Here is a 20,200-nt window from a genome sequence, read left to right on the forward strand (position 1 = left end):
TCACCGTGCGGTGTCACATGTGACATGTCACATGTGACACCGCACGGGATGGCCGCCGGTTCACGCCGCCGGTTCACAGAACGCGCAACGTCCAGCTCCAGCGATGGACCCCCGCAGGGATGCGGTACGGCAGCGAGGTGTCCGGACCGCACGACGCCGTCCCCAACCCCCGGTGCACCGCGTCGAGATGGACCACGCAGCCGGGGCGCGGTACCAGTTCGTCGTGGTGTGCGGCCGCGGTCAGGTCCTCGGCGCGGAACCGGGTCACCGAGACCTGCCGGGGCTCGTCCAGCTCGACCGTGAGACCGGTCGCGTCCGGCGCGGACAGGGTGAAGCGCCGCACACCGTGCCGGCCGCCGCTCTCCTGCGGCCGTAGATAGGGGGTGAACAACTCGTCGACGGGCAGGGCGTGATGGCCGACGGGCGCGCCCGCGCTCCGGTCGGGATACGACTCCCACGGCCCCTGCCCGAACCACTCCAGCAGGTCCGGGCCCGGCACCGTCTCGAAGACCGTGCCGACCCGCGCCACGTCGTGGAAATCCTCCGGCAGCTCGGCCTCCTCGTCGACGCGGATGCCGCCCTCGACCGGGGTGAACGTCTGCCGGTGCCGTACGACGCCGGCCGCGCCCGCGTACTGCGCGTCCACGGTCGTACGGCCGCCGTCCTGCCGTACCGCCACGACCTTGCGCACGAGCGTGTCGAGGCCCCAGTCACGCCAGCGCGCAGCGATGCCGCCGAGTTCGTCGTTGTCGGTGGGCGCCCGCCACAGCGAGAGCGTGGGCGCGGCCGTCAGCAGCGGATGGACCAGCAGGCCGTCGTCGTCGACCCGCACCACGCCGTCCACGGGGACGTCCCAGGAGACGGAGGGCCCGCGCAGCCGCACCTGCGGCACGCACACCTCGGTGCCGCGAGGCGCCCAGGGCTGGTCCTCGGCCACCCTCACCCGCAGCGTCAGCCAGGTCTCGCCGCCGGTGCGCGGCACCTCGAAGGGCAGCGGCACCGCCGCCGTCTCGCCGGGCCTGAGGTCGGGCAGTTCGGCCGGGGCGGTCAGGACGCGGCCGTCGGCGAGGGACAGCTCCCACTCGCCGGCCAGCCAGTCGAGGCCGCGGAAGTGCTGGTGGTTGCCGAGCACGATGCCCTCGTGGCGGTGGCACTCGATGCGGACCGGCGCCGCGATCTCACGGTGCTCGTACAGCACCGGCTTCGGGGTGCGGTCGGGAAAGACCACTCCGTCGGCGATGAACGCCCCGTCGTGGATCGTCTCGCCGAAGTCGCCGCCGTAGGCCCAGCGGTGGCCGGGCGCGGTGACACCGTTGCCGTACAGCCCGGCGCCCGCGCGACCGGCGGGTCTGCCGTCGCTCACGCGCTGCAGGATCCCGTGGTCCCGGAACTCCCAGATGAACCCGCCCTGAAGACCCGGCGTGGACTCGACGGCCGCCCAGTGGTCCGCCAGCGTGCCGTTGCTGTTGCCCATGGCGTGGGAGTACTCGCACTGGATCAGGGGCCGGGTCTGCCGTCCCGACAGGGCGTGCGCGACGCAGTCCTCGATCGGCGCGTACATCGGGCAGGCGATGTCGGAGGCGTCGTCGGTCGCCGCCCAGTCGAGCTTCGCGGCCCCCTCGTACTGGACGGGTCGCGTCGGGTCGTGCCGGCGCACCCAGCCCGCGGCCGCGTCGTGGTGGGCGCCGTAGTCGGACTCGTTGCCCAGCGACCAGATGACGACCGAGGGGTGGTTCCTGTCCCGCAGCACCATGCGCGAGACCCGGTCCACGAAGGCGTTCAGGTAGCGCGGGTCGTCGGCGATCTCGTGCGCGTGGTCGTGGGACTCGATGTCCGCCTCGTCGACGACGTAGAGGCCGAGTTCGTCGGCGAGGTCGTACAGCGCCGGGTCGTTCGGGTAGTGCGCGGTGCGGATCGCGTTGAAGCCGAACCGCTTGAGCAGGACCAGGTCCGCGCGCATGTCCTCGTACGACACCGTGCGGCCGGTCAGCGGGTGGAAGTCGTGCCGGTTGACGCCCCGGACGAACACGCGCTCGCCGTTGAGCAGCAGGTCGCGTCCCACGATCTCGACGTCGCGGAAGCCGACGCGGTGGCGGGAGGTGTCGGCGACCGTCCCGTCGGGGCGGTGCAGGCGGACGGTGAGGTCGTACAGCTCGGGTGTCTCGGCGCTCCAGGTGCGCACCTCGGGGACGGTCGTGCGGATGCGGGCCTCGCCGAGGAAGTCGGAGACCCGCTCGTCCTCGGCGTTGACCCGGTCGAACTCCCGGTCCTGCGTGAGGAGTTCGCCCTCCAGCTCGGCGCTGACGCACCACCCGTCCGGCAGCGCCCCGCGTGCGTCGCGCACCCGGCAGTCGATGCGCAGCCCGCCGTCCCGGCCCGCCCGTACGTCCACGTCGGCGAGGTGCAGCGGGTCGGTGGCGTACAGCAGCACCGGGCGGGTGAGCCCCGCGTGCCACCACTGGTCCTGGTCCTCGATGTGCGAGGCGTCGGACCACTTCACGACCGTCAGCCTGAGCACCGACCGCTCACCGGCGCGCACCACACTGGACAGGTCGAACTCGGCGGCCAGATGCGAGTCCTTGGAGATCCCGACCGGCCGCCCGTCCACGTGCACGAGGAGCACGCTCTCGGCGGCGCCGACCTGGAGCACGATCCGGCGCCCCGACCAGTCGGCAGGGATGTCCACCTCGCGCTCGTACACACCCGTCGGGTTGGCGGCGGGGGAGCGGGGCGGGAACTCGGCGAACGGCATGCGGACGTTGGTGTACTGCGGCGGGTCGTCGGCGCCGGCGCTCTGCATGGTCCAGGCGCCCGGCACGTACGCGGACGACCAGACACCGCCGACCGGCGCGTCCGGAACGGGCAGCAGCTGGAACCTCCAGTCGCCGTCCAGGGAGAGTGCTCCCGCGCGCCGGTCGACGGCGTTCATCGCGAGCCGCCCCCAGGAGGTCACCTCCGGTGCCTCCCAGGGACGGAGCGCGAGCAGGGGGTCCGTCAACGGATGGCTCCCTTGCCGAGGTCGCCGATGATCTGCTTGGCGCCGATCGCGAAGACGATCAGCAGCGGGACGAGGGCGAGCAGCGCGCCGGTCATGACCATTCCGTAGTCGGTGGTGCCGTGGGTGCCGTTGAGCTGGGAGAGCGCGACCTGGAGGGTCACGTTGTCCGGGTTGGTGAGGGAGATCAGGGGCCAGGCGTAGTCGTTCCACTGGCCCATGAAGGTGAAGATGCCGAGGAAGGCCAGGCCCGGCCGGACCACCGGCAGGGCCACATGCCAGTACTGGCGCAGGAAGTGCGCCCCGTCGATCCGGGACGCGTCCAGCAGTTCGTCGTGGATGGCGCTGCGCATGTACTGGCGCATCCAGAAGATGCCGAAGGCGTTGGCCGCCGCGGGCACGATCAGCGCCGTCATCGAGCCGATCCAGCCGATCTTCGCCATCATCACGAACTGCGGGATGATCGCCAGCTGCGTCGGCACCATGAAGATCAGCATCAGCAGCCCGAACAGCAGCCTGCGGCCCGGGAACCGGAACTTGGCGAAGACGAACGCGGCCAGCGAGTCGAAGAGCAGGACCAGGAAGGTCACCGAGCCTGCCACCAGCAGCGAGTTGAGCATCGAGCCGAAGAAGTCGATGTTGTCGAAGAGGCTGCGGACGTTCTCGGCGAAGTGCGAGCCGGGCAGCAGCTTCGGCGGGTAGGAGAAGATCTCGCTCGACGTGTGGGTCGACATGATGACGGCCCAGTAGAACGGGAAGGCCGACAACAGCAGTCCGGCGACGAGCACGGCGTGCAGGGCGATGCCCCGCCCGCGGGTTCCCTTGATGGATGCCATGGCGTTCAGGCCTCCTAGTCTTCGCCCCGGCGCTGCACAAGGCGCCAGTTGATGATCGAGAAGATGACGACGACGAGGAAGATCCCCCAGGCCACGGCGGCGCCGTAGCCGAAGTCGTTGTTGTCGAAGGTCTGCTGGAAGAAGTAGAGGACCATCGTCCGGCCCGCGTGGCCCGGGCCGCCGGAGAACGTCGAGTCGTTCGAGGTGTTCTGCAGCAGCACCTGTGCCTCGGTGAAGCTCTGCAGACCGGTGACCGTGGAGACCACGAGCACGAACAGCAGGGTCGGCCGCAGCATCGGCAGCGTGATCCGGAAGAACGTCTGCACGGGATTGGCGCCGTCCACCCGCGCGGCCTCGTACAGCTCGCTCGGGACGGTCTGCAGACCGGCCAGGAAGATGATCGCGTTGTAGCCGGTCCACTGCCAGGTCATCAGCGTCGCGATGGCGATCTTGATGCCCCACGGCGTGTTCAGCCACGCCACCTGGTCCAGGCCGACCGCCTGCAACAGGGCGTTGACGAGGCCGAAGTTGGTGGAGAAGACCGAGCCGAAGACGATGGCGATCGCGACGACCGAGGTGACGTTCGGCAGGAAGTAGGCGAAGCGGTAGACGTTCTTGAAGCGGACCGCGGAGTTGAGCATCACGGCCGTCACCATCGCCAGGAAGATCATGGGGAAGGTGGCCAGCGCCCAGATGAGGATCGTGTTCCCGATCGAGCTCCAGAAGTCGCTGTCGCCCAGCAGGTACTGGTACTGCGACAGACCCGCCCACTCCATCGTGCCGAGGCCGTCCCAGCGGTGGAACGACAGATAGAGCGAGAAGCCGACGGGGACCAGACCGAAGGCGAGGAAGAGCAGATAGAACGGGGAGATCGCGGCGTACAGATGCCAGTACTTGCGCAGGGCCGAGCGGGGCCGGGCGGCCGGGGTCCGCTGCGCGACGACGGGGGGCTTGTCCAGGGCGGTGGCCATCAGTAGTCCACCCCCAGGTGCTTCGCGATGCGCCGGCACTTGCTCATGGCGTCACTCCAGGCCTGGTCCGGGTCCTTGCCGAGGACGCCGACGTTCTTGATCTCGTCCTTGATGGGCTGTCCGAGCGCCACGTCGTAGGGGCTGTTGTAGGCGATCGCGATCTTCTGCGCCGCCGGACCGAAGACGTCCGTCGTCACCTGGCCGCCGAAGAAGGGGTCGGGCGCGCGCAGTTGCTTCAGCTCGTAGGAGGCGGGCGTGGAGGGGAAGAGGCCCGCGTCGACGTAACCCGAGGCCTGGTTGGCCGCGTTGAGCATCCACGCGACGATCTCGAAGGCCTGCTCGGGCTCCCGGCATGCCTTGGTGATCGACAGGAACGAGCCGCCGTTGTTGGCCGGGCGCACCGGCATGTCGGCGATCCGCCACCTGCCCTTGGTCCTCGGGTTGCCGTTCTTGATGTCGTACGACGCCCAGGAGGCGCCGAGTTGGCTGGGCAGCTTGCCGCTGTCGACCGCGGAGATCTGGTCCGGGGTGCCGGTGACGAGGTCGGAGACGATGCCGCGCCGCTTGGCCTGGACGGCGAGGTCCCAGGCGTGCCGCACATGCTCCTGGTCGCCGATGAAGTGGCGGTCCTTGTCGACGTAGCGCTTGGCGCCCTGCTGCACGATGTTCTCGAAGACGCTGTTGACGTCGGTGAGCAGCGAGGTCCCGGGGATCCGCTTCTTCAGCTGCTCACCGGCCGCGAAGAACTTCTCCCAGGTGTTCAACTCTGCGGAGACGTCGGCCGGTTCGTAGGGCAGTCCGGCCCTGCGGAACACCTGGTACTGGTAGTAGTGCGCCACCGGTCCGCAGTCGATGGGGAAGCCGACCATCGTGCCGTCGTCGGCGATGCCCTGCTCCCACTTCCACGGCAGGTACTGGTCCTGGTACTTCCCGGCGCCGAGCGTGCGCAGATCCACGAACTGGTCGGCGTCGGGCAGATAGGACGCCATGTCCTCGCCCTTGAGCCCCGCGATGTCGGGGATGTGGGCACGGCCGGTCATCGTCGTGATCAGCTTGGAGCGGTAGTAGCCGCCGATCTTGATGGCCTGCAGGTCGACCGTGGAGTCGTAACGGGCCCTGGCCTTCTTGAGGACGGTGTCGCCGAGACCGCCGTCCCAGTACCACAGGACCATGTTCCGGCCGGTGGAACCGGTCGGAACGGCACAGCCGGACGCCAGGCCGCCGAGCGCCGTGGCGGCCGTACCGGCCAGGCCTGCGCGGAGCAGACCTCTTCGTGAGAGCCGCACAGCTCCCACCGCCTTTCGGATCTTTACGGGACTTCGCATGAGAGGGGCAATGCGGGGGGTCAGTGCGGTGGTGCGGGCGGGGTCACCGGGGCGTGGCGCACCGGCGGTCCGACGTCCGCCGGCAGCCGCTCGGCGAGGAAGCCGTACGCCGCCTTCAGGCCGGGGTCGGTCAGGGAGCGCCACCAGCGGTCGACGCCGTACCAGCCGGGGGCGGCGAGCGCCCCGCCGTGATGGCCGACGGACAGCCCGGCCGCGAGGACGGCGAACAGCAGCCGCTCCCGCAGCGGCCAGCCGCCGAGCGAGGCGGCGACGAAGCTCGCGCCGAACACGTCGCCCGCGCCGGTGGCGTCCAGGACGGCGACGTCCAGGGCCGGGACCTCGGCGTACTCGCCCGTCGTCTGGTCGACGGCCACCGCGCCGTCGCCGCCGCGCGTGACGACGGCGACCGGCACCAGTTCGGAGAGGGTGCCGAGGGCGGCGAGGGCGCTGTCGGTGCGGGTGTAGGCCATCGCCTCGGTCTCGTTGGGGAGGAAGGCGTGGCACAGGGGGAGCTGGTCCAGCAGCTGCGACGACCACTGCTGGGTGGGGTCCCAGCCGACGTCGGCGTAGATCTGCGTGCCGTTCGCGGCGGCCTTGGCGAGCCAGCCGCGCGGCTCCGCCTCCAGGTGCACGAGCGCGGTGCGCGCCTCGGGCGGGTCACCCACCAGCCTGTCCTGCGAGAACGGCGGCTCCTGGCCGTGGGTGACCAGGGCCCGGTCGTGGCCCGCGGCCAGCGAGACGGTGACGGGGGTGGGCCAGCCGTCCGCGGTGCGTGAGAGCGAGAGGTCGACGCCTTCCTGGTCGCCCAGGACGCCTTGGCAGTACGCGCCGTAGAAGTCGTCGCCGAAGACGGTCGCCAGCGAGGTGCGCAGGCCGAACCGGGACGCGGCCACCGCGAGGTTCGCGATGCCGCCGGGGCCGCAGCCCATGCCGCCGGTCCAGATCTCCTCGCCCGGCGTCGGCGGCTTGCCGAGTCCGGTGAGGACGAGGTCGTAGAAGAGCAGCCCGGTCAGGAGCACGTCGGGCCTGTCGTCGTCCACGCGCCCAGCCTCTCGCCAAAACACGTCAATTTCGATGACCGGAATCGTGCGCCGCCGCGAGAGATTGGTCAATACCCGAGCAGAAGTGCGCATGGAAATGATTGAAGATGACGAGTAGTGTTCGCGATGTGCTGGCAGAACGACGACACCAACTCATCCTGCGGGCCCTGCGCTCAGGTGGCCCCGCGTCCGTGACCGACCTCTCCGAGCAGCTGGACGTGAGCCCCGCCACGGTCAGGCGCGACCTGGTCAAGCTGGAGGAGGACGGGCTGCTCACCCGCGTGCACGGCGGCGCCGTCGTGGAGGAGGGCGACCAGCCCTTCGCCGAGGTCGCCGAGGTGCGCGTCACCGAGAAGGACGCCATAGCCGCGCGCGCCGCGGCGATGGTCGCCGACGGCCAGTCCGTCCTGCTCGACATCGGCACCACCGCCTACCGCCTCGCCCGGCAGCTGCACGGCCGCCGCCTCACCGTGATCACCAGCAACCTGGTGGTCTACGAGGAGCTCGCCGACGACGAGGGCATCGAGCTGGTGCTGCTCGGCGGCATGGTGCGCCGCGAGTACCGCTCCCTGGTCGGCTTCCTCACCGAGGACAATCTGCGCCAGCTGCACGCCGACTGGCTCTTCCTCGGCACCAGTGGAGTGCGCCCCGGCGGGCAGGTGATGGACACGACGGTCGTGGAGGTGCCGGTCAAGCGCGCCATGATCAAGGCGAGCGACAAGGTGGTGCTGCTGGCGGACACGGCGAAGTTCCCGGGTACGGGGATGGCGAAGGTCTGCGGTCCCGAGGACCTGGACGTGGTGGTGACGAACGCGCCGGTCGACCCGGCGACCCGCTCCTCCCTGGAGGAGGCCGGCGTCGAGGTCGTGGCGGCAGGAGAGGTGCAGGCGTGAGGCTGACGATTCTGGGCGGCGGCGGGTTCCGGGTGCCGCTGGTGTACGGGGCACTGCTGACGGACCACGCCGAGGGACGGGTCACCGACGTCGTCCTGCACGACCTGGACGCCGGCCGGCTGGACGCGGTCGCCCGGGTCCTGGCCGAGCAGGCCGCCGGGGTGCCCGACGCCCCCGCGGTGACCACCACGACCGACCTCGACGAGGCCCTGCGCGGCGCCGACTTCGTCTTCTCCGCGATCCGCGTCGGGGGCCTGGAAGGCAGGGCGAACGACGAGCGGGTGGCGCTCGCCGAGGGCGTCCTCGGCCAGGAGACGGTCGGCGCGGGCGGCATCGCCTACGGCCTGCGCACCGTCCCCGTCGCCGTCGACATCGCCCGGCGGGTGGCCCGGCTCGCGCCCGACGCCTGGGTCATCAACTTCACCAACCCGGCCGGCCTGGTCACCGAGGCCATGTCCCGCCACCTCGGCGACCGCGTCATCGGCATCTGCGACTCCCCGGTCGGCCTCGGCCGCCGTATCGCCCGCGTTCTCGGCGGCGACCCGAAGCAGGCCTGGATCGACTACGTCGGCCTCAACCACCTCGGCTGGGTGCGCGGCCTGCACATCGCCGGACGCGACGAACTCCCGCGGCTGCTCGCCGACCCCGACCTGCTCGGCTCCTTCGAGGAGGGCAAGCTCTTCGGCGTCGACTGGCTGCAGTCCCTCGGCGCGATCCCCAACGAGTACCTGCACTACTACTACTTCAACCGCGAGGCCGTACGCGCCTACCAGCAGGCCGAGAAGACCCGCGGCGCCTTCCTGCGCGACCAGCAGGAGCGCTTCTACGAGGAGATGCGCGACCCCGGCGCCCGAGCGCTCACCGCCTGGGACCGCACCCGCGCCGAGCGCGAGGCGACGTACATGGCGGAGAACCGCGAGAGCGCGGGCGCCGGCGAGCGCGACGCCGACGACCTCTCCGGCGGCTACGAGAAGGTCGCCCTCGCCCTGATGCGGGCCATCGCCCGCGACGAGCGCACCACCCTGATCCTCAACGTCCGCAACCGCACCACCCTGTCGGTGCTCGACACCGAGGCCGTCATCGAGGTCCCGTGCCTGGTCGACGCGGGCGGCGCGCACCCGGTCACCGTCGCCCCGCTGCCCGACCACGCCACCGGCCTGGTCTGTGCGGTCAAGGCGGTCGAGCGCGAGGTGCTCGCCGCCGCCGAGTCCGGCTCCCGTACGACGGCCGTGAAGGCCTTCGCCCTGCATCCGCTGGTCGACTCCGTGAACGTGGCCCGGCGGCTCGTCGAGGGCTACACGGCCGTTCACCCCGGCCTCTCCTACCTGAAGTAAGCTCCCGGCCGAACCGGCCGAAAGCGCTTTCCCCTCCACGTGCCCGCCGCCCTCTCTGGAGACCTCTCATGCACGACGAACGCCGTCGGATCGAGGAGCGCGCCGAGCGCCTCCACAACCAGCGCATCAAGCCCGCGCTCTACGCCGCCACCGTCCCCCTCACGGTCGAGGCCTGGCAGGCGCCGGGCGAGCCGGTCCCCTTCGAGGAGGCGGCCGCCGCCCCCTACGAGCCGTTCGCGATGGACACCCCCTGGGGCCCGCCCTGGGGCACCACCTGGTTCCGCATGCGGGGAAGCGTGCCCGCCGAGTGGGCCGGCCGGCGCGTCGAGACGGTCATCGACCTCGGCTTCGTCGGCGACTGGCCGGGCAACCAGGCCGAGGCGCTGGTCCACCTCGCCGACGGGACACCGCTGAAGGCGGTCAACCCGCTCAACCAGTACGTCCCGATCGCCAACCCGGCGGCCGGCGGCGAGGAGATCCACTACCTGGTCGAGGCCGCCTCCAACCCCGACATCCTCGCAGGCGACTTCGCCGCGCCCACCCCGCTCGGCGACGTGCTCACGGCCGGCGACAAGCCGCTCTACACCTTCAAGCGCGCCGACCTCGCCGTCCTCGACGAGCAGGTCTTCCACCTCGACCTGGACCTGCAGGTGCTGCGCGAACTCATGGTCCACCTCGGTGAGCACGAGCCGCGCCGCCACGAGATCCTGCACGCCCTGGACCGCGCCATGGACGCCCTCGACCTCGACGACATCTCCGGCAGTGCCGCCGCCGTCCGCGAGGTGCTCGCGCCCGTCCTGGCCAAGCCCGCCCACGCCAGCGCACACACCGTCTCCGGCGTCGGCCACGCGCACATCGACTCCGCGTGGCTGTGGCCCATCCGCGAGACCAAGCGCAAGACGTCCCGCACCTTCTCCAACGTCACCGCGCTCGCCGACGAGTACGAGGAGTTCATCTTCGCCTGCTCGCAGGCCCAGCAGTACGAGTGGGTGCGCGACCACTACCCGCAGGTGTGGGAGCGGATCAAGAAGTCCGTCGCCAAGGGCCAGTGGGCGCCGGTCGGCGGCATGTGGGTGGAGTCCGACGGCAACCTGCCCGGCGGTGAGGCGATCGCCCGCCAGCTGATCCACGGCAAGCGGTTCTTCATCGAGCACTTCGGCATCGAGACCAAGGGCGTCTGGCTGCCGGACTCCTTCGGCTACAACGCCGCCTACCCGCAGCTCGCCAAGCTCGCCGGCAACGAGTGGTTCCTCACCCAGAAGATCTCCTGGAACCAGACCAACACCTTCCCCCACCACACCTTCTGGTGGGAGGGCATCGACGGCACCCGCATCTTCACCCACTTCCCGCCCGTCGACACCTACAACGCCCGCTTCAGCGGCGAGGAGATGGCCCGCGCGGTCCGCAACTACGCGGAGAAGGGCGCCGGTACACGCTCGCTCGCACCGTTCGGCTGGGGCGACGGCGGTGGCGGCCCCACCCGCGAGATCATGGAACGGGCCCGCCGGCTCGCCGACCTGGAGGGCTCGCCCAAGGTCGTCGTCGAGCACCCCGACGCCTTCTTCGCCAAGGCCCGCGAGGAGTACCCGGACGCCCCCGTCTGGAACGGCGAGCTCTACCTGGAGCTGCACCGCGCCACCTACACCTCCCAGGCCCGCACCAAGCAGGGCAACCGCCGCAGCGAACACCTGCTGCGCGAGGCCGAGTTGTGGGCGACGACGGCCGCACTGCACGCGGACGGCTACGCCTACCCGTACGAGAAGCTGGACCGGCTGTGGAAGACGGTGCTGCTGCACCAGTTCCACGACATCCTGCCGGGCTCCTCCATCGCCTGGGTGCACCGCGAGGCGGAGGCCGAATACGCCCGTGTCGCAAAGGAGTTGGAGGCGCTGACGGCCGAGGCGATCGCGGCGCTCGGCGGCGGCGAGGCCCGGGTGTTCAACACCAGCCCGTACGCACGCGCCGAGGTGGTCCGCACCCCCGAAGGCGCACCCGCGTACGTGCGCGTGCCCGCGAGCGGCAGCGCGCCGCTGACCGCCGCCGAGCAGCCGCCGCAGCCGGTGACCGTCGACGGCCGCGTCCTCGACAACGGCCTGGTCCGCGTCGAGGTGGGCGAGGACGGCACGCTCGCGTCCGTACGGGACCTGCGCGCGAACCGTGAGGTCCTCGCCGACCGGGGCAACCTGCTGCGCCTGCACACCGACCTGCCCAACTACTGGGACGCCTGGGACATCGACAAGCACTACCGCAACCGCTACACGGACCTGCTGGAGGCCGAGTCGGTCACCGTCGTCGAGACGGACCCGCTGATCGGCGCGATCCGCGTCGAGCGCTCCTTCGGCAAGGGCTCGACGATCACCCAGACGATCACGCTGCGGGCGGGCAGCCCCGGGATCGACTTCGAGACCGACATCGACTGGCACGAGGCCGAGAAGATCCTCAAGGCGGGCTTCCCGGTGGACATCCGGGCCCCGCACTCCTCCGCCGAGATCCAGTTCGGCCACATCCAGCGGCCCACGCACACCAACACCAGCTGGGAGGCGGCCCGGTTTGAGGTCTCCGGCCACCGCTGGGTGCACATCGCCGAGCCCGGCTACGGCGTCGCGGTCATCAACGACTCGACCTACGGCCACGACGTCACCCGTACCGTCCGCGAGGACGGCGGCACCACGACCCGCATCAGCCTCAGCCTGGTCCGCGCCCCGCGCGTCCCGGACCCGGAGGCCGACCAGGGCCGCCACCGCTTCGCCTACGCGCTGCTGCCCGGCGCGAGCATCGACGACGCCGTCGCCGAGGGCTACGCCCTCAACCTCCCGCTGCGCGTGGCGGATGCGGCGGGCGCGCCGGAGCCGGTCGTCTCCGTGGCCGGGGAGGGCGTGACCGTCGAGGCCGTGAAGCTCGCCGACGACGCCTCGGGCGACGTCGTGGTCCGGCTCTACGAGTCCCGCGGCGGCCGGGCCCAGGGCGTGCTGCGCACCGGGTTCCCGGTGGCCGGCGCCCAGATCACCGACCTCCTGGAACGGCCCCTCGAAGACGCCGAGGTCGTCGACGGCGGTGTCCCCGTCACTCTGCGGCCCTTCCAGATCCTGACGCTCCGGCTGCGCAGGAGCTGACCGGATGACCATGCAACCCTGGTTCACCGACGCCAAGTTGGGGATCTTCGTGCACTGGGGCATCTACGCCGTCGACGGCGTCCAGGAGTCCTGGTCGTTCTACGACGGCGTCGTGCCGCACGAGCAGTACATGTCCCAGCTGGAGCGCTTCACCGGCGCGCACTACGACCCGCGCCGGTGGGCCGGCCTGTTCGCCCGCGCGGGCGCCCGCTACGCCGTCCTGACGAGCCGTCACCACGACGGCGTGGCCCTGTGGGACACCCAGTACGGCGACCTCAGCCTCGGCAAGGACTACCTCGGCCCCTACGCCGACGCCCTGCGGGAGGAGGGGCTCAAGGTCGGCCTCTACTACTCCCACTCCGACTGGAACCACCCGGACTACGCCTCCACCCGCAAGCCGGGCCGCCCGCCGGAGCAGGAGGACAACCCCTACTCGGAGTGCGCGGCCGAGGACGAGGACCTGGCCGCCTGGGAGCGGTACCTCGCCTACCGGGACGGCCAGATACGGGAGCTGGCCTCCCGCTACCGGCCCGACCTGATGTGGTTCGACGGCGAGTGGGAGCGCAGCGAGGAGCAGTGGCGCATCCGAGAACTCGCCGCGCTCGTCCGCTCGTACGTACCCGACGTGGTCTTCAACGCCCGCATGCTCGGCGAGGGCGACTACGCCACCCCCGAGCAGGGCGCCCCCATCGTGCCGCCCGAGGGCCCCTGGGAGCTGTGCCTGACGATCAACGACTCGTGGGGCCACCAGCACCACGACCACCACCACAAGTCGCTCGCGCAGCTGATCCGCTACTTCACCGAGACCATCGGAGGCGGGGGCAATCTGCTCCTCGACGTCGGCCCGACCGAGGACGGCACCATCCCGCAGCCGCAGGTCGAACGCCTGGAAGGGCTGGGGGAGTGGATCCGCGGGCACGAGCCGGCGGTGTACGGCACGGTGCGCGGGCTGCCGGCCGGGCACCACTACGGGCCCAGCACCCTGTCGGCCGATCGCCGCACCCTCTACCTCGTCCTGTTCGACGCGCCTCGCGCCGAGATCGGCGTGCGCGGGCTCGCCACCAAGGTCCGCAGGGTCACCGTCCTCGGCACCGGCACCGAACTCGGCCACCAGGTCGTCGGCGGGCTGCACGAGGCGGTCGGCGTGCTGTGGATCGACCGGCCGTCCGCGGCCGACCTCGACCCGTACGCCACCGTCCTCGCCCTCGAACTGAGCGGCGAGCTGGAGCTGTACCGGGGAGCGGGCCGGTCCTGATTTCCATCGAATCTTAAGAAAGCGGTAAGTCACCTGGTCACGGACCCTTCGACGGGGTCCGTGACCGGCTCCGTTCCCCTGCTCGACACCCGGAGTTCGCCTGCTCCCACTGGGATGCGGGCCACAGGGCAAGAGGAAGGTGTCAGCGTGAGTGACCGCCGTATGACCGCGATACGAAAGGGGCTCAGGCGTCGAGGGAGGCTCATGGCGCAGGCGGTGAGCCCGCCCCGCAGACACCTCGACGCCGTGCCGTCCCCGCGCGGCGGCGACGCCTCCTACACCGCTCCGCCCGCCCCGCGTCTGGTGGACTCCCCGGTCTTCGTGCTGTCCTCGGTGCGCTCCGGCTCCACCCTGCTGCGGGTCCTGCTGAACAGCCACAGCCGCATCCGCGCCCCGCACGAGATGCATCTGCGGACGCTGCACGTCCACCTCTCGCGCGAGTTCACCGCGGACGCCATGCGGGAGCTGCAGCTCGACAAGGACGAGCTGGAGCACCTGCTGTGGGACCGGGTGCTGCATCTGGAGCTGACCCGCAGCGGCAAGGACGTCATCGTCGACAAGACGCCGCCCAACACGCTCATCTGGCCGCGCCTGCACCGATGTTGGCCGAACGCCCGCTACATCCTGCTGCTGCGCCACCCGGGTGCGGTCATCGCCTCGCTGACCGACCGCCGTACCGACCCGGACCGCGAGGCCATCGAGGCCGAGGTGCTCGACTACAGCGAGAAGCTGGAGGCCGCACGGCAGAGCCTGGACGCCCATGTGGTGACGTACGAGGACCTCACCGCCGAGCCGGAGCGGGTCACCCGCTCTCTGTGCGACTACCTCGGCGTCGCGTGGGAGAGCGGCATGCTCGACTACGGCACCAAGGACCACGGCACCTTCCGCCCGCAGCTCGGCGACTGGTCGAGCACCATCAGGTCGGGCCGGATCCAGCCCGCCCGCCCCGCCGACGGGACGGCCGCGCTGCCGCCGCGGCTCGCGGAGCTCGCGCGGGCGTGGGGGTACCCGGTCGGGGCACCCCCACGCCGCTGACGGGGCGAGCGCGAGCGCACGCCGCTGAAGGGACGAGCGCTAGCCGGTGAAGCCGGCCGTGATCGAGGTGAACTGCCAGGTGCTCTGGCTGATGCCGGAGCAGTTGCTCACCACGCCGCCGCCCGGGCAGGGCCGGTCGCGGTTGACCGCCCAGAAGGCGAGCCGGGCGATGTGGTGGCTGTTCGCCCAGTCACGGATCTGGGTCCAGATCGCCGGGGTGGTGTTCTCCTGCTGGTCGGACAGACCGTTCATGCCGGAGATGCCCATGTGGGCGTAGGCGGTGGCGTCGTCCCAGCCGAAGGTCGACTTCAGCTTGGCCTTCAGGCCCTCTGCGGCGTTCACGGTGTTGCCGTACATGTCGGAGCCGCCGCCGAAGTCGAACGGCATGATCGTGAAGACGTCGATGCCGGCGTTCAGCGACTGCGCCTGCTCGATGAGCCGGTTGCCGTAGTACGTCGGGCCGGTGGTCGACGTGCCGAAGGTGACGATGGTCTTCAGACCGGGGTTGTTGGCCTTGACCGTCTTCAGGGCGGTGAGGATCTTCGCCTGGACGGCCTCGTTCTCGAACTCGTCGGTGTTCTCGATGTCCATGTCGATCGCCTTGAGCGAGTAGGCGTCGATCACCTTCTGCAGGGCGCCCGCGAGCGCGCTCGCCGAGGAGCAGTTGGCGCCGAGCTTGCTGCCCTGCCAGCCGCCGAACGACGGCACGACGTCCCCGCCGCCGGACCGGATGGCGTTGATGGCGCTCTGGTCGGCGCCGCCGGTCAGCGGACGGCTGCCGTCCCAGGCCGGGTTGCAGCCGCCGGAGTCGAGCATGAAGGCCATCGTGAACCACTTGACGCCGGTCGCGCTCATCACCGTCGACGGGCTCGGCGGGTCGCCCCAGCCCTCGTAGAGATAGGGCGCGGCCTGCTTGAAGCCGGTGCCGCCGCCACCGCCCGCGTCCGTCGTCACGCTCACGGAGTTGGAGGCGCCGGAGGTGTTGCCGGCCGCGTCGCGCGCCTTGACGGTGAAGGTGTATGCCGTGCTGGGCGAGAGCCCGCCGACCGTGGCGCTGGTGCCGGACACGCTGAGGACCTGGTTGGCGCCGCTGTAGACGTCGTACCCGGTCACGCCCACGTTGTCCGTGGACGCGTTCCACTTCAGCGACACGCTGGTGGAGGTCTTGCCGGTCGAGGTCAGCCCGCCGGGCGCGCTCGGGGCCTGGGTGTCGCCCCCGCCTCCGCCGCCGGGGCCGTCGAGGCTGATGTCGTCGGCCCAGTAGGTGCCCTGGGCGTACCAGCCGTGGACGTAGATCTTCGCGCTGGTCTGCGAGGCGCCGGTGGTGAAGGAGACGGTGAGCCGGCTGTACGCCGAGGGGGAGGTGGTCCAGGTGGAGGCGCCGCCGTCGACGCCGAGGTACACGTAGGAGCCGCGGACCCAGCCGCTGAGCGAGTAGGTGGTGTTCGGCTGGACCGCCACGGTCTGGCTGCACTGGGCGTTGTCGCTCGAACTCACCGCGCCCTGAAGGGCCTTGGACCCGCCGTGCACGGGGGAGGAGACGACGGAGCCGAGGTTGCCGGAGCAGCTCCACGGGGAGAGGCTGCCCGACTCGAAGCCGGGGTTGGACAGGATGTTGGCCGCCTGGGCCGTGCCGGGAAGCGCGATGGCTCCGGCGAGTGCGAGGGCGGCGGAGCCGATCAGTGCGAGGAAGCGACGTCTGTGTCGTCCGAATGAGCTGCGCATGCGATCTCCCAGGAGAAATGGGGGTGTTCGGGAGTGCAGGAAGGTGCGCAACCAAGTTGGTATGGACCAATCACGGTGTCAAGGTGCTGCGCCATGATTGGTCCAGACCGGTTGGAGCTCAGGGGTGCGGGGGTGCCCGTGCCGGTCGGTCCTAGGCCGGTGTGGCGGCCCGGGCGCCGGACTTGGAAGCGGTGGCCCGGTCGGGCTCCGACGCATCCGCCGTCTGCGCGGGCACCGCCGGCAGCAGGGGCTCCGACTCCTGGGGGCGCTGCTGCGGCAGCGTCACCGGACGCAGCGGCCGCGGACCCGTCACCACCGTGTAGTCCTGGCCCAGGAACGGCGGGACGATCTCACCCGGGTCCTCGCCGAGCGCCAACTGCACTGCCGCCCAAGGAGCGTTGACGCCGCACAGCGACAGCTGGTGCAGCCCGCCGGCCGGTCGCGTGTTGACATCCATCAGGACCGGGCGGTCGCCGAACATCCGGAACTGGATGTTCGTCAGATAGTGCAGCCCGAACCGCTCCGCGATCCGCCGCGCCGGCTCCAGCCACTGCTCGTGCAGCGTGAACCCGCGGCGCCGCCCGTCCTTGGTGCGGCCGACGGCCAGCCGGACCCGGTCGTCCGGGCCGGTCAGACAGTCCACCGACACCTCCGGCTGCTCCAGGCGCGGCATCACCAGCCAGTCGACCGGCTCCTCGGACTGCTGCAGCGCCGACACCACCAGGTCCAGCGGGACGTACGGCGTCGGGAAGCCGCTCAGCTGCACCATCGAGAAGGGGGAACGCGTGATCACCCGGAAGCCCACGCCGCCAGCGCCGGACGCCGGCTTGAAGCACGCCTTGTGCCCGTCCGCCTCCAACTCCTCGACGGCGGCCACGAGTTCGTCCGCCGACCGGACCCGCCACCAGGGCGGCACGGGCGCCCCGACCGCCTGTACGGCCTCGTAGGCGACGACCTTGTCCTCGAAGACGGCCACGGCCTCGGGCGGCGGCGCGAGCAGCGCCGTGCCCACGGCCTCGAACTCCGCGCGGTGCGCCACGATCGCCGACTGGTGCAGCCGGGGCACGAACACGTCGATGCCGCGCCGCTGGCACTGGTCGAGCGCGAACTCCACGTACGCGGCCGGGGACAGACCCTCCGGCTCCAGTTCGGCGGTGTCGGCGGCGGCCAGCACGGGGGAGTCCACGTCCCCGTGCGTCGCATGGATCTCCACGGCCCGATCGCTCGGATTTCTGCGCAGCTGATCCATGAAGAACACGTTCTCCGCGTACGTGCGGTTGAGCCAGACGCGTACGCGGTAGACCATGCAGGCCGCCTTTCACGGTTCGCGGGCAGGGCCGAGCGGCCCGCACCCGGGCAGGGAGAATGGAGGGTCACCAAACCGCCCCTGTCTGAAGGGAGTTCGAGGCGTTGGTGTCGGGGCGATCATACGGCCTCCCGGGCGTCGCGCGTGCAACGTACGTGTTACGGATTCCCGGACCCTCGGCACCCGGCCGGTGCCCCGGGGGCCGCCTTGTCGGGGAGCGGCGGGATGTGTTCTCGTGGTGCCGTTCGTGAGTGCGCAGGGTTGCACGGAGGGGGCGAGAGGTGACGTCGACGGCCGGTGGTGCCGGACAGCTGCTGGCCATCAGCGATCTGCACATCGGATACGCCGAGAACCGCGCCCTCGTCGAGGCGATGCGGCCGGAGACGGACGAGGACTGGCTGCTGGTCGCCGGCGACGTCTCGGAGACCGTGTCCGACATCCGCTGGGCGCTGAAGACCCTCGCGAGCCGCTTCGCCAAGGTCGTCTGGGTGCCCGGCAACCACGAACTGTGGACCCACCCGAAGGACCCCGTCACCCTGCGCGGCGTCGCCCGCTACGACCACCTCGTCGAGATGTGCCGCGACCTCGGCGTCACCACCCCCGAGGACCCCTACCCGCTCTGGCAGGGCCCGGACGGCCCCGTCGCCGTCGCCCCGCTCTTCCTCCTCTACGACTACTCGTTCCTGCCGGCCGGCTGCACCACCAAGGCGCAGGGGCTGGAGTACGCGCACGGAACCGGCATCGTGTGCAACGACGAGTATCTGCTCCACCCCGACCCCTACCCGAGCCGTGAGGCCTGGTGCCGGGCCCGGGTCGCCGAGACCGAACGCCGGCTCGCCGCGCTGCCCGAGGACCTGCCCACCGTCCTCGTCAACCACTACCCCCTCGACCGGCACCCCTGCGACGTCCTGTGGCACCCCGAGTTCGCCATGTGGTGCGGCACGGAACTGACCGCCGACTGGCACCGGCGCTTCCGCGTGGCGACCATGGTCTACGGGCATCTGCACATCCCGCGGACCACCGTCCACGAGGACGTCCGCTTCGAGGAGGTGTCCGTCGGCTACCCCCGCGAGTGGCGCAAGCGGCCGCAGCCGCCGGGGAGACTGCGCCGGGTGCTGCCGGAGGAGGTGGGCGTCGGGTGATCGAGGAGCTGCTGCCGGACGAGGTGGTCGCCGTGGAGGTGTTCGGCGACGACGGGAGCGAACCCGCGCCGCTGTACCCCGAGGAGGCCGAGGTGGTGGCGCAGGCCGTGCCCAAGCGCCGCCGCGAGTTCGCCCTCGTGCGCGCCTGTGCGCGCCGCGCGATGGACAAGCTCGGTGTGCCGCCGCAGCCCGTCCTGCCCGGCGAGCGGGGCGCCCCCGGCTGGCCGGCCGGGCTCGCCGGCACCATGACGCACTGCGACGGCTACTGCGCCGCCGCCCTGGTCCGCGCCGCCGACCTGGCCTCCCTCGGCATCGACGCCGAACCCCATCAGCCGCTTCCCGACGGCGTCCTGGAAGCCGTGTCGCTGCCCGCCGAGGAGGCACGGCTGCGCCGCCTCGCCCAGCAGCACCCCGCGATCCACTGGGACCGACTGCTGTTCAGCGCCAAGGAGTCCGTCTACAAGGCGTGGTTCCCCCTCACCCGGCAGTGGCTGGAGTTCACCGAGGCCGACATCGAGGTCTCCGTGACCCCCGCCCCCGGCACACCGCTGCACGGCACCTTCCAAGCCGAACTCCTCGTCCCGGGCCCACTGCTCGGCGGCTCGCGGCTCGACCGCTTCGAGGGCCGGTGGACCGTGCAGCGGGGGCTGGTGGCGAGCGCGGTCGCGGTCGCGCACGCCTCTTGAAACCCTGGCCGGGCGTCCGTCCTGGCGTGGCTCGGGTCCCGGCTCACCGCTGCACGCGGTCTCCGGGCCGAACTCCTGGCCCCCGGCCCGCTGGTCGGCGGCTCGCGGCTCGGCCGCTTCGGGGGCCGGTGGACCGTGCAGCGGGGGCTGGTGGCGAGTGCGGTCTCGGTCGCGCACGTCTCCTGAGCCCCCGCACGGCGCTCGTCGCGGCTGACTTGTCGTGGCTCAGTCGTCAGGGCTCGCCCGTCATGGCTCGGGGCACCAGGTTTGCAGCAGTCGGAAGAACTCCTCCTCGTTCCCCGTCAGCCCCGCGGCGGCCAGCGCCTGTTCCGCCTCCTGGAGCACGGAGGGCGGCACGACGGGTGGTCGCGGATCGCCGGGGGGACCGTCGAAGGCGGCTCGCACCGTGTGCAACAGGCGCAGATAGGCCTGAACGGCGGTGCGCTCACGGTCGGTCAGGACGGCAGTGGGCATCGTCGGCTCTCCCCTGTCGGCGTCATCGGTCCACGCCCGCACAAAGGGGCGCGAGTCCAGCTTGCCTGCC

General features: G+C 71.2%; 15 protein-coding genes. 7 read left to right on the plus strand and 8 right to left on the minus strand.

The window, feature by feature from the left end; translation table 11 throughout:
- Positions 1-73: 73 nt before the first annotated feature.
- From MQN93_RS03525 to MQN93_RS03545, 5 genes are read right to left on the minus strand one after another with little or no spacing between them, the layout of a single operon-like run.
- Positions 74-2,998, minus strand: a complete 2,925-nt coding sequence (locus MQN93_RS03525; protein ID WP_242708231.1) for a glycoside hydrolase family 2 TIM barrel-domain containing protein — start codon at positions 2,996-2,998, stop codon at positions 74-76.
- Complete coding sequence (locus MQN93_RS03530) at positions 2,995-3,831, minus strand: carbohydrate ABC transporter permease (RefSeq protein ID WP_016431536.1); 837 nt, start codon at positions 3,829-3,831, stop codon at positions 2,995-2,997. Before MQN93_RS03530 ends, MQN93_RS03525 begins: the two co-directional genes overlap by 4 nt.
- Positions 3,832-3,845: 14 nt before the next feature.
- Entirely contained in the window at positions 3,846-4,802 is a 957-nt protein-coding gene (locus MQN93_RS03535; protein ID WP_242708232.1) for a carbohydrate ABC transporter permease, read from the minus strand.
- Complete coding sequence (locus tag MQN93_RS03540) at positions 4,802-6,088, minus strand: ABC transporter substrate-binding protein (RefSeq protein WP_016431534.1); 1,287 nt, start codon at positions 6,086-6,088, stop codon at positions 4,802-4,804. The genes MQN93_RS03535 and MQN93_RS03540 overlap by 1 nt, the downstream gene beginning before the upstream one ends.
- Positions 6,089-6,147: 59 nt before the next feature.
- Positions 6,148-7,167: a carbohydrate kinase family protein gene (locus MQN93_RS03545; protein ID WP_242708233.1), complete on the minus strand. Its 1,020-nt coding sequence runs from the start codon at positions 7,165-7,167 to the stop codon at positions 6,148-6,150.
- 128 nt (positions 7,168-7,295) lie between these two features.
- On the opposite strand from MQN93_RS03545, the gene MQN93_RS03550 reads away from it, so the two are divergent.
- The 5 genes from MQN93_RS03550 (at position 7,296) to MQN93_RS03570 (ending at position 14,797) form a co-directional block, all read left to right on the plus strand.
- A complete protein-coding gene (locus MQN93_RS03550; protein WP_242708513.1) occupies positions 7,296-8,060 on the plus strand; it encodes a DeoR/GlpR family DNA-binding transcription regulator in 765 nt (254 codons plus the stop codon).
- Positions 8,057-9,394 carry a 6-phospho-beta-glucosidase gene (locus tag MQN93_RS03555; RefSeq protein ID WP_242708234.1) on the plus strand — a complete coding sequence of 446 codons (1,338 nt, stop codon included), beginning with the start codon at positions 8,057-8,059 and terminating at the stop codon, positions 9,392-9,394. Before MQN93_RS03550 ends, MQN93_RS03555 begins: the two co-directional genes overlap by 4 nt.
- Before the next feature lie 68 nt (positions 9,395-9,462).
- Positions 9,463-12,507, plus strand: a complete 3,045-nt coding sequence (locus tag MQN93_RS03560; protein ID WP_242708235.1) for an alpha-mannosidase — start codon at positions 9,463-9,465, stop codon at positions 12,505-12,507.
- 4 nt (positions 12,508-12,511) lie between these two features.
- Entirely contained in the window at positions 12,512-13,762 is a 1,251-nt protein-coding gene (locus tag MQN93_RS03565; protein WP_242708236.1) for an alpha-L-fucosidase, read from the plus strand.
- A gap of 204 nt (positions 13,763-13,966) precedes the next feature.
- Positions 13,967-14,797, plus strand: coding sequence for a sulfotransferase family protein (locus MQN93_RS03570; RefSeq protein WP_242708237.1), 831 nt, complete (start codon positions 13,967-13,969; stop codon positions 14,795-14,797).
- Between the two features lie 39 nt (positions 14,798-14,836).
- Here MQN93_RS03570 and MQN93_RS03575 read toward each other — a convergent pair whose 3' ends face one another.
- Together MQN93_RS03575 and MQN93_RS03580 are read right to left on the minus strand one after the other, a co-directional pair.
- Complete coding sequence (locus tag MQN93_RS03575) at positions 14,837-16,522, minus strand: carbohydrate binding domain-containing protein (RefSeq protein ID WP_242708238.1); 1,686 nt, start codon at positions 16,520-16,522, stop codon at positions 14,837-14,839.
- A gap of 151 nt (positions 16,523-16,673) precedes the next feature.
- On the minus strand, positions 16,674-17,828 hold the full coding sequence (locus MQN93_RS03580) for an ATP-grasp domain-containing protein (RefSeq protein WP_242708239.1): 1,155 nt from the start codon (positions 17,826-17,828) through the stop codon (positions 16,674-16,676).
- Positions 17,829-18,109: 281 nt separating this feature from the next.
- On the opposite strand from MQN93_RS03580, the gene MQN93_RS03585 reads away from it, so the two are divergent.
- Entirely contained in the window at positions 18,110-18,970 is an 861-nt protein-coding gene (locus MQN93_RS03585; protein WP_242708240.1) for a metallophosphoesterase family protein, read from the plus strand.
- Positions 18,967-19,656 carry a 4'-phosphopantetheinyl transferase family protein gene (locus MQN93_RS03590; RefSeq protein WP_242708241.1) on the plus strand — a complete coding sequence of 230 codons (690 nt, stop codon included), beginning with the start codon at positions 18,967-18,969 and terminating at the stop codon, positions 19,654-19,656. The genes MQN93_RS03585 and MQN93_RS03590 overlap by 4 nt, the downstream gene beginning before the upstream one ends.
- 246 nt (positions 19,657-19,902) lie before the next feature.
- Here MQN93_RS03590 and MQN93_RS03600 read toward each other — a convergent pair whose 3' ends face one another.
- Positions 19,903-20,130 (minus strand): hypothetical protein, encoded by a 228-nt coding sequence (locus MQN93_RS03600; RefSeq protein ID WP_016431523.1) that lies wholly within the window; start codon positions 20,128-20,130, stop codon positions 19,903-19,905.
- Positions 20,131-20,200 lie beyond the last annotated feature (70 nt).

The organism is Streptomyces spinosisporus (genome assembly GCF_022698145.1).
GTDB classification, from domain to species: Bacteria; Actinomycetota; Actinomycetes; order Streptomycetales; family Streptomycetaceae; genus Streptomyces; species Streptomyces spinosisporus.

What these genes read in the sequence shown, in the direction of transcription:
- MQN93_RS03575 (WP_242708238.1), bottom strand. Translation starts at nt 16,522, where the DNA reads ATGCGCAGCTCATTCGGACGACACAGACGTCGCTTCCTCGCACTGATC.
- MQN93_RS03560 (WP_242708235.1), top strand. Translation starts at nt 9,463, where the DNA reads ATGCACGACGAACGCCGTCGGATCGAGGAGCGCGCCGAGCGCCTCCAC.
- MQN93_RS03600 (WP_016431523.1), bottom strand. Translation starts at nt 20,130, where the DNA reads ATGCCCACTGCCGTCCTGACCGACCGTGAGCGCACCGCCGTTCAGGCC.
- MQN93_RS03530 (WP_016431536.1), bottom strand. Translation starts at nt 3,831, where the DNA reads ATGGCATCCATCAAGGGAACCCGCGGGCGGGGCATCGCCCTGCACGCC.
- MQN93_RS03570 (WP_242708237.1), top strand. Translation starts at nt 13,967, where the DNA reads ATGGCGCAGGCGGTGAGCCCGCCCCGCAGACACCTCGACGCCGTGCCG.
- MQN93_RS03565 (WP_242708236.1), top strand. Translation starts at nt 12,512, where the DNA reads ATGACCATGCAACCCTGGTTCACCGACGCCAAGTTGGGGATCTTCGTG.
- MQN93_RS03580 (WP_242708239.1), bottom strand. Translation starts at nt 17,828, where the DNA reads ATGGTCTACCGCGTACGCGTCTGGCTCAACCGCACGTACGCGGAGAAC.
- MQN93_RS03535 (WP_242708232.1), bottom strand. Translation starts at nt 4,802, where the DNA reads ATGGCCACCGCCCTGGACAAGCCCCCCGTCGTCGCGCAGCGGACCCCG.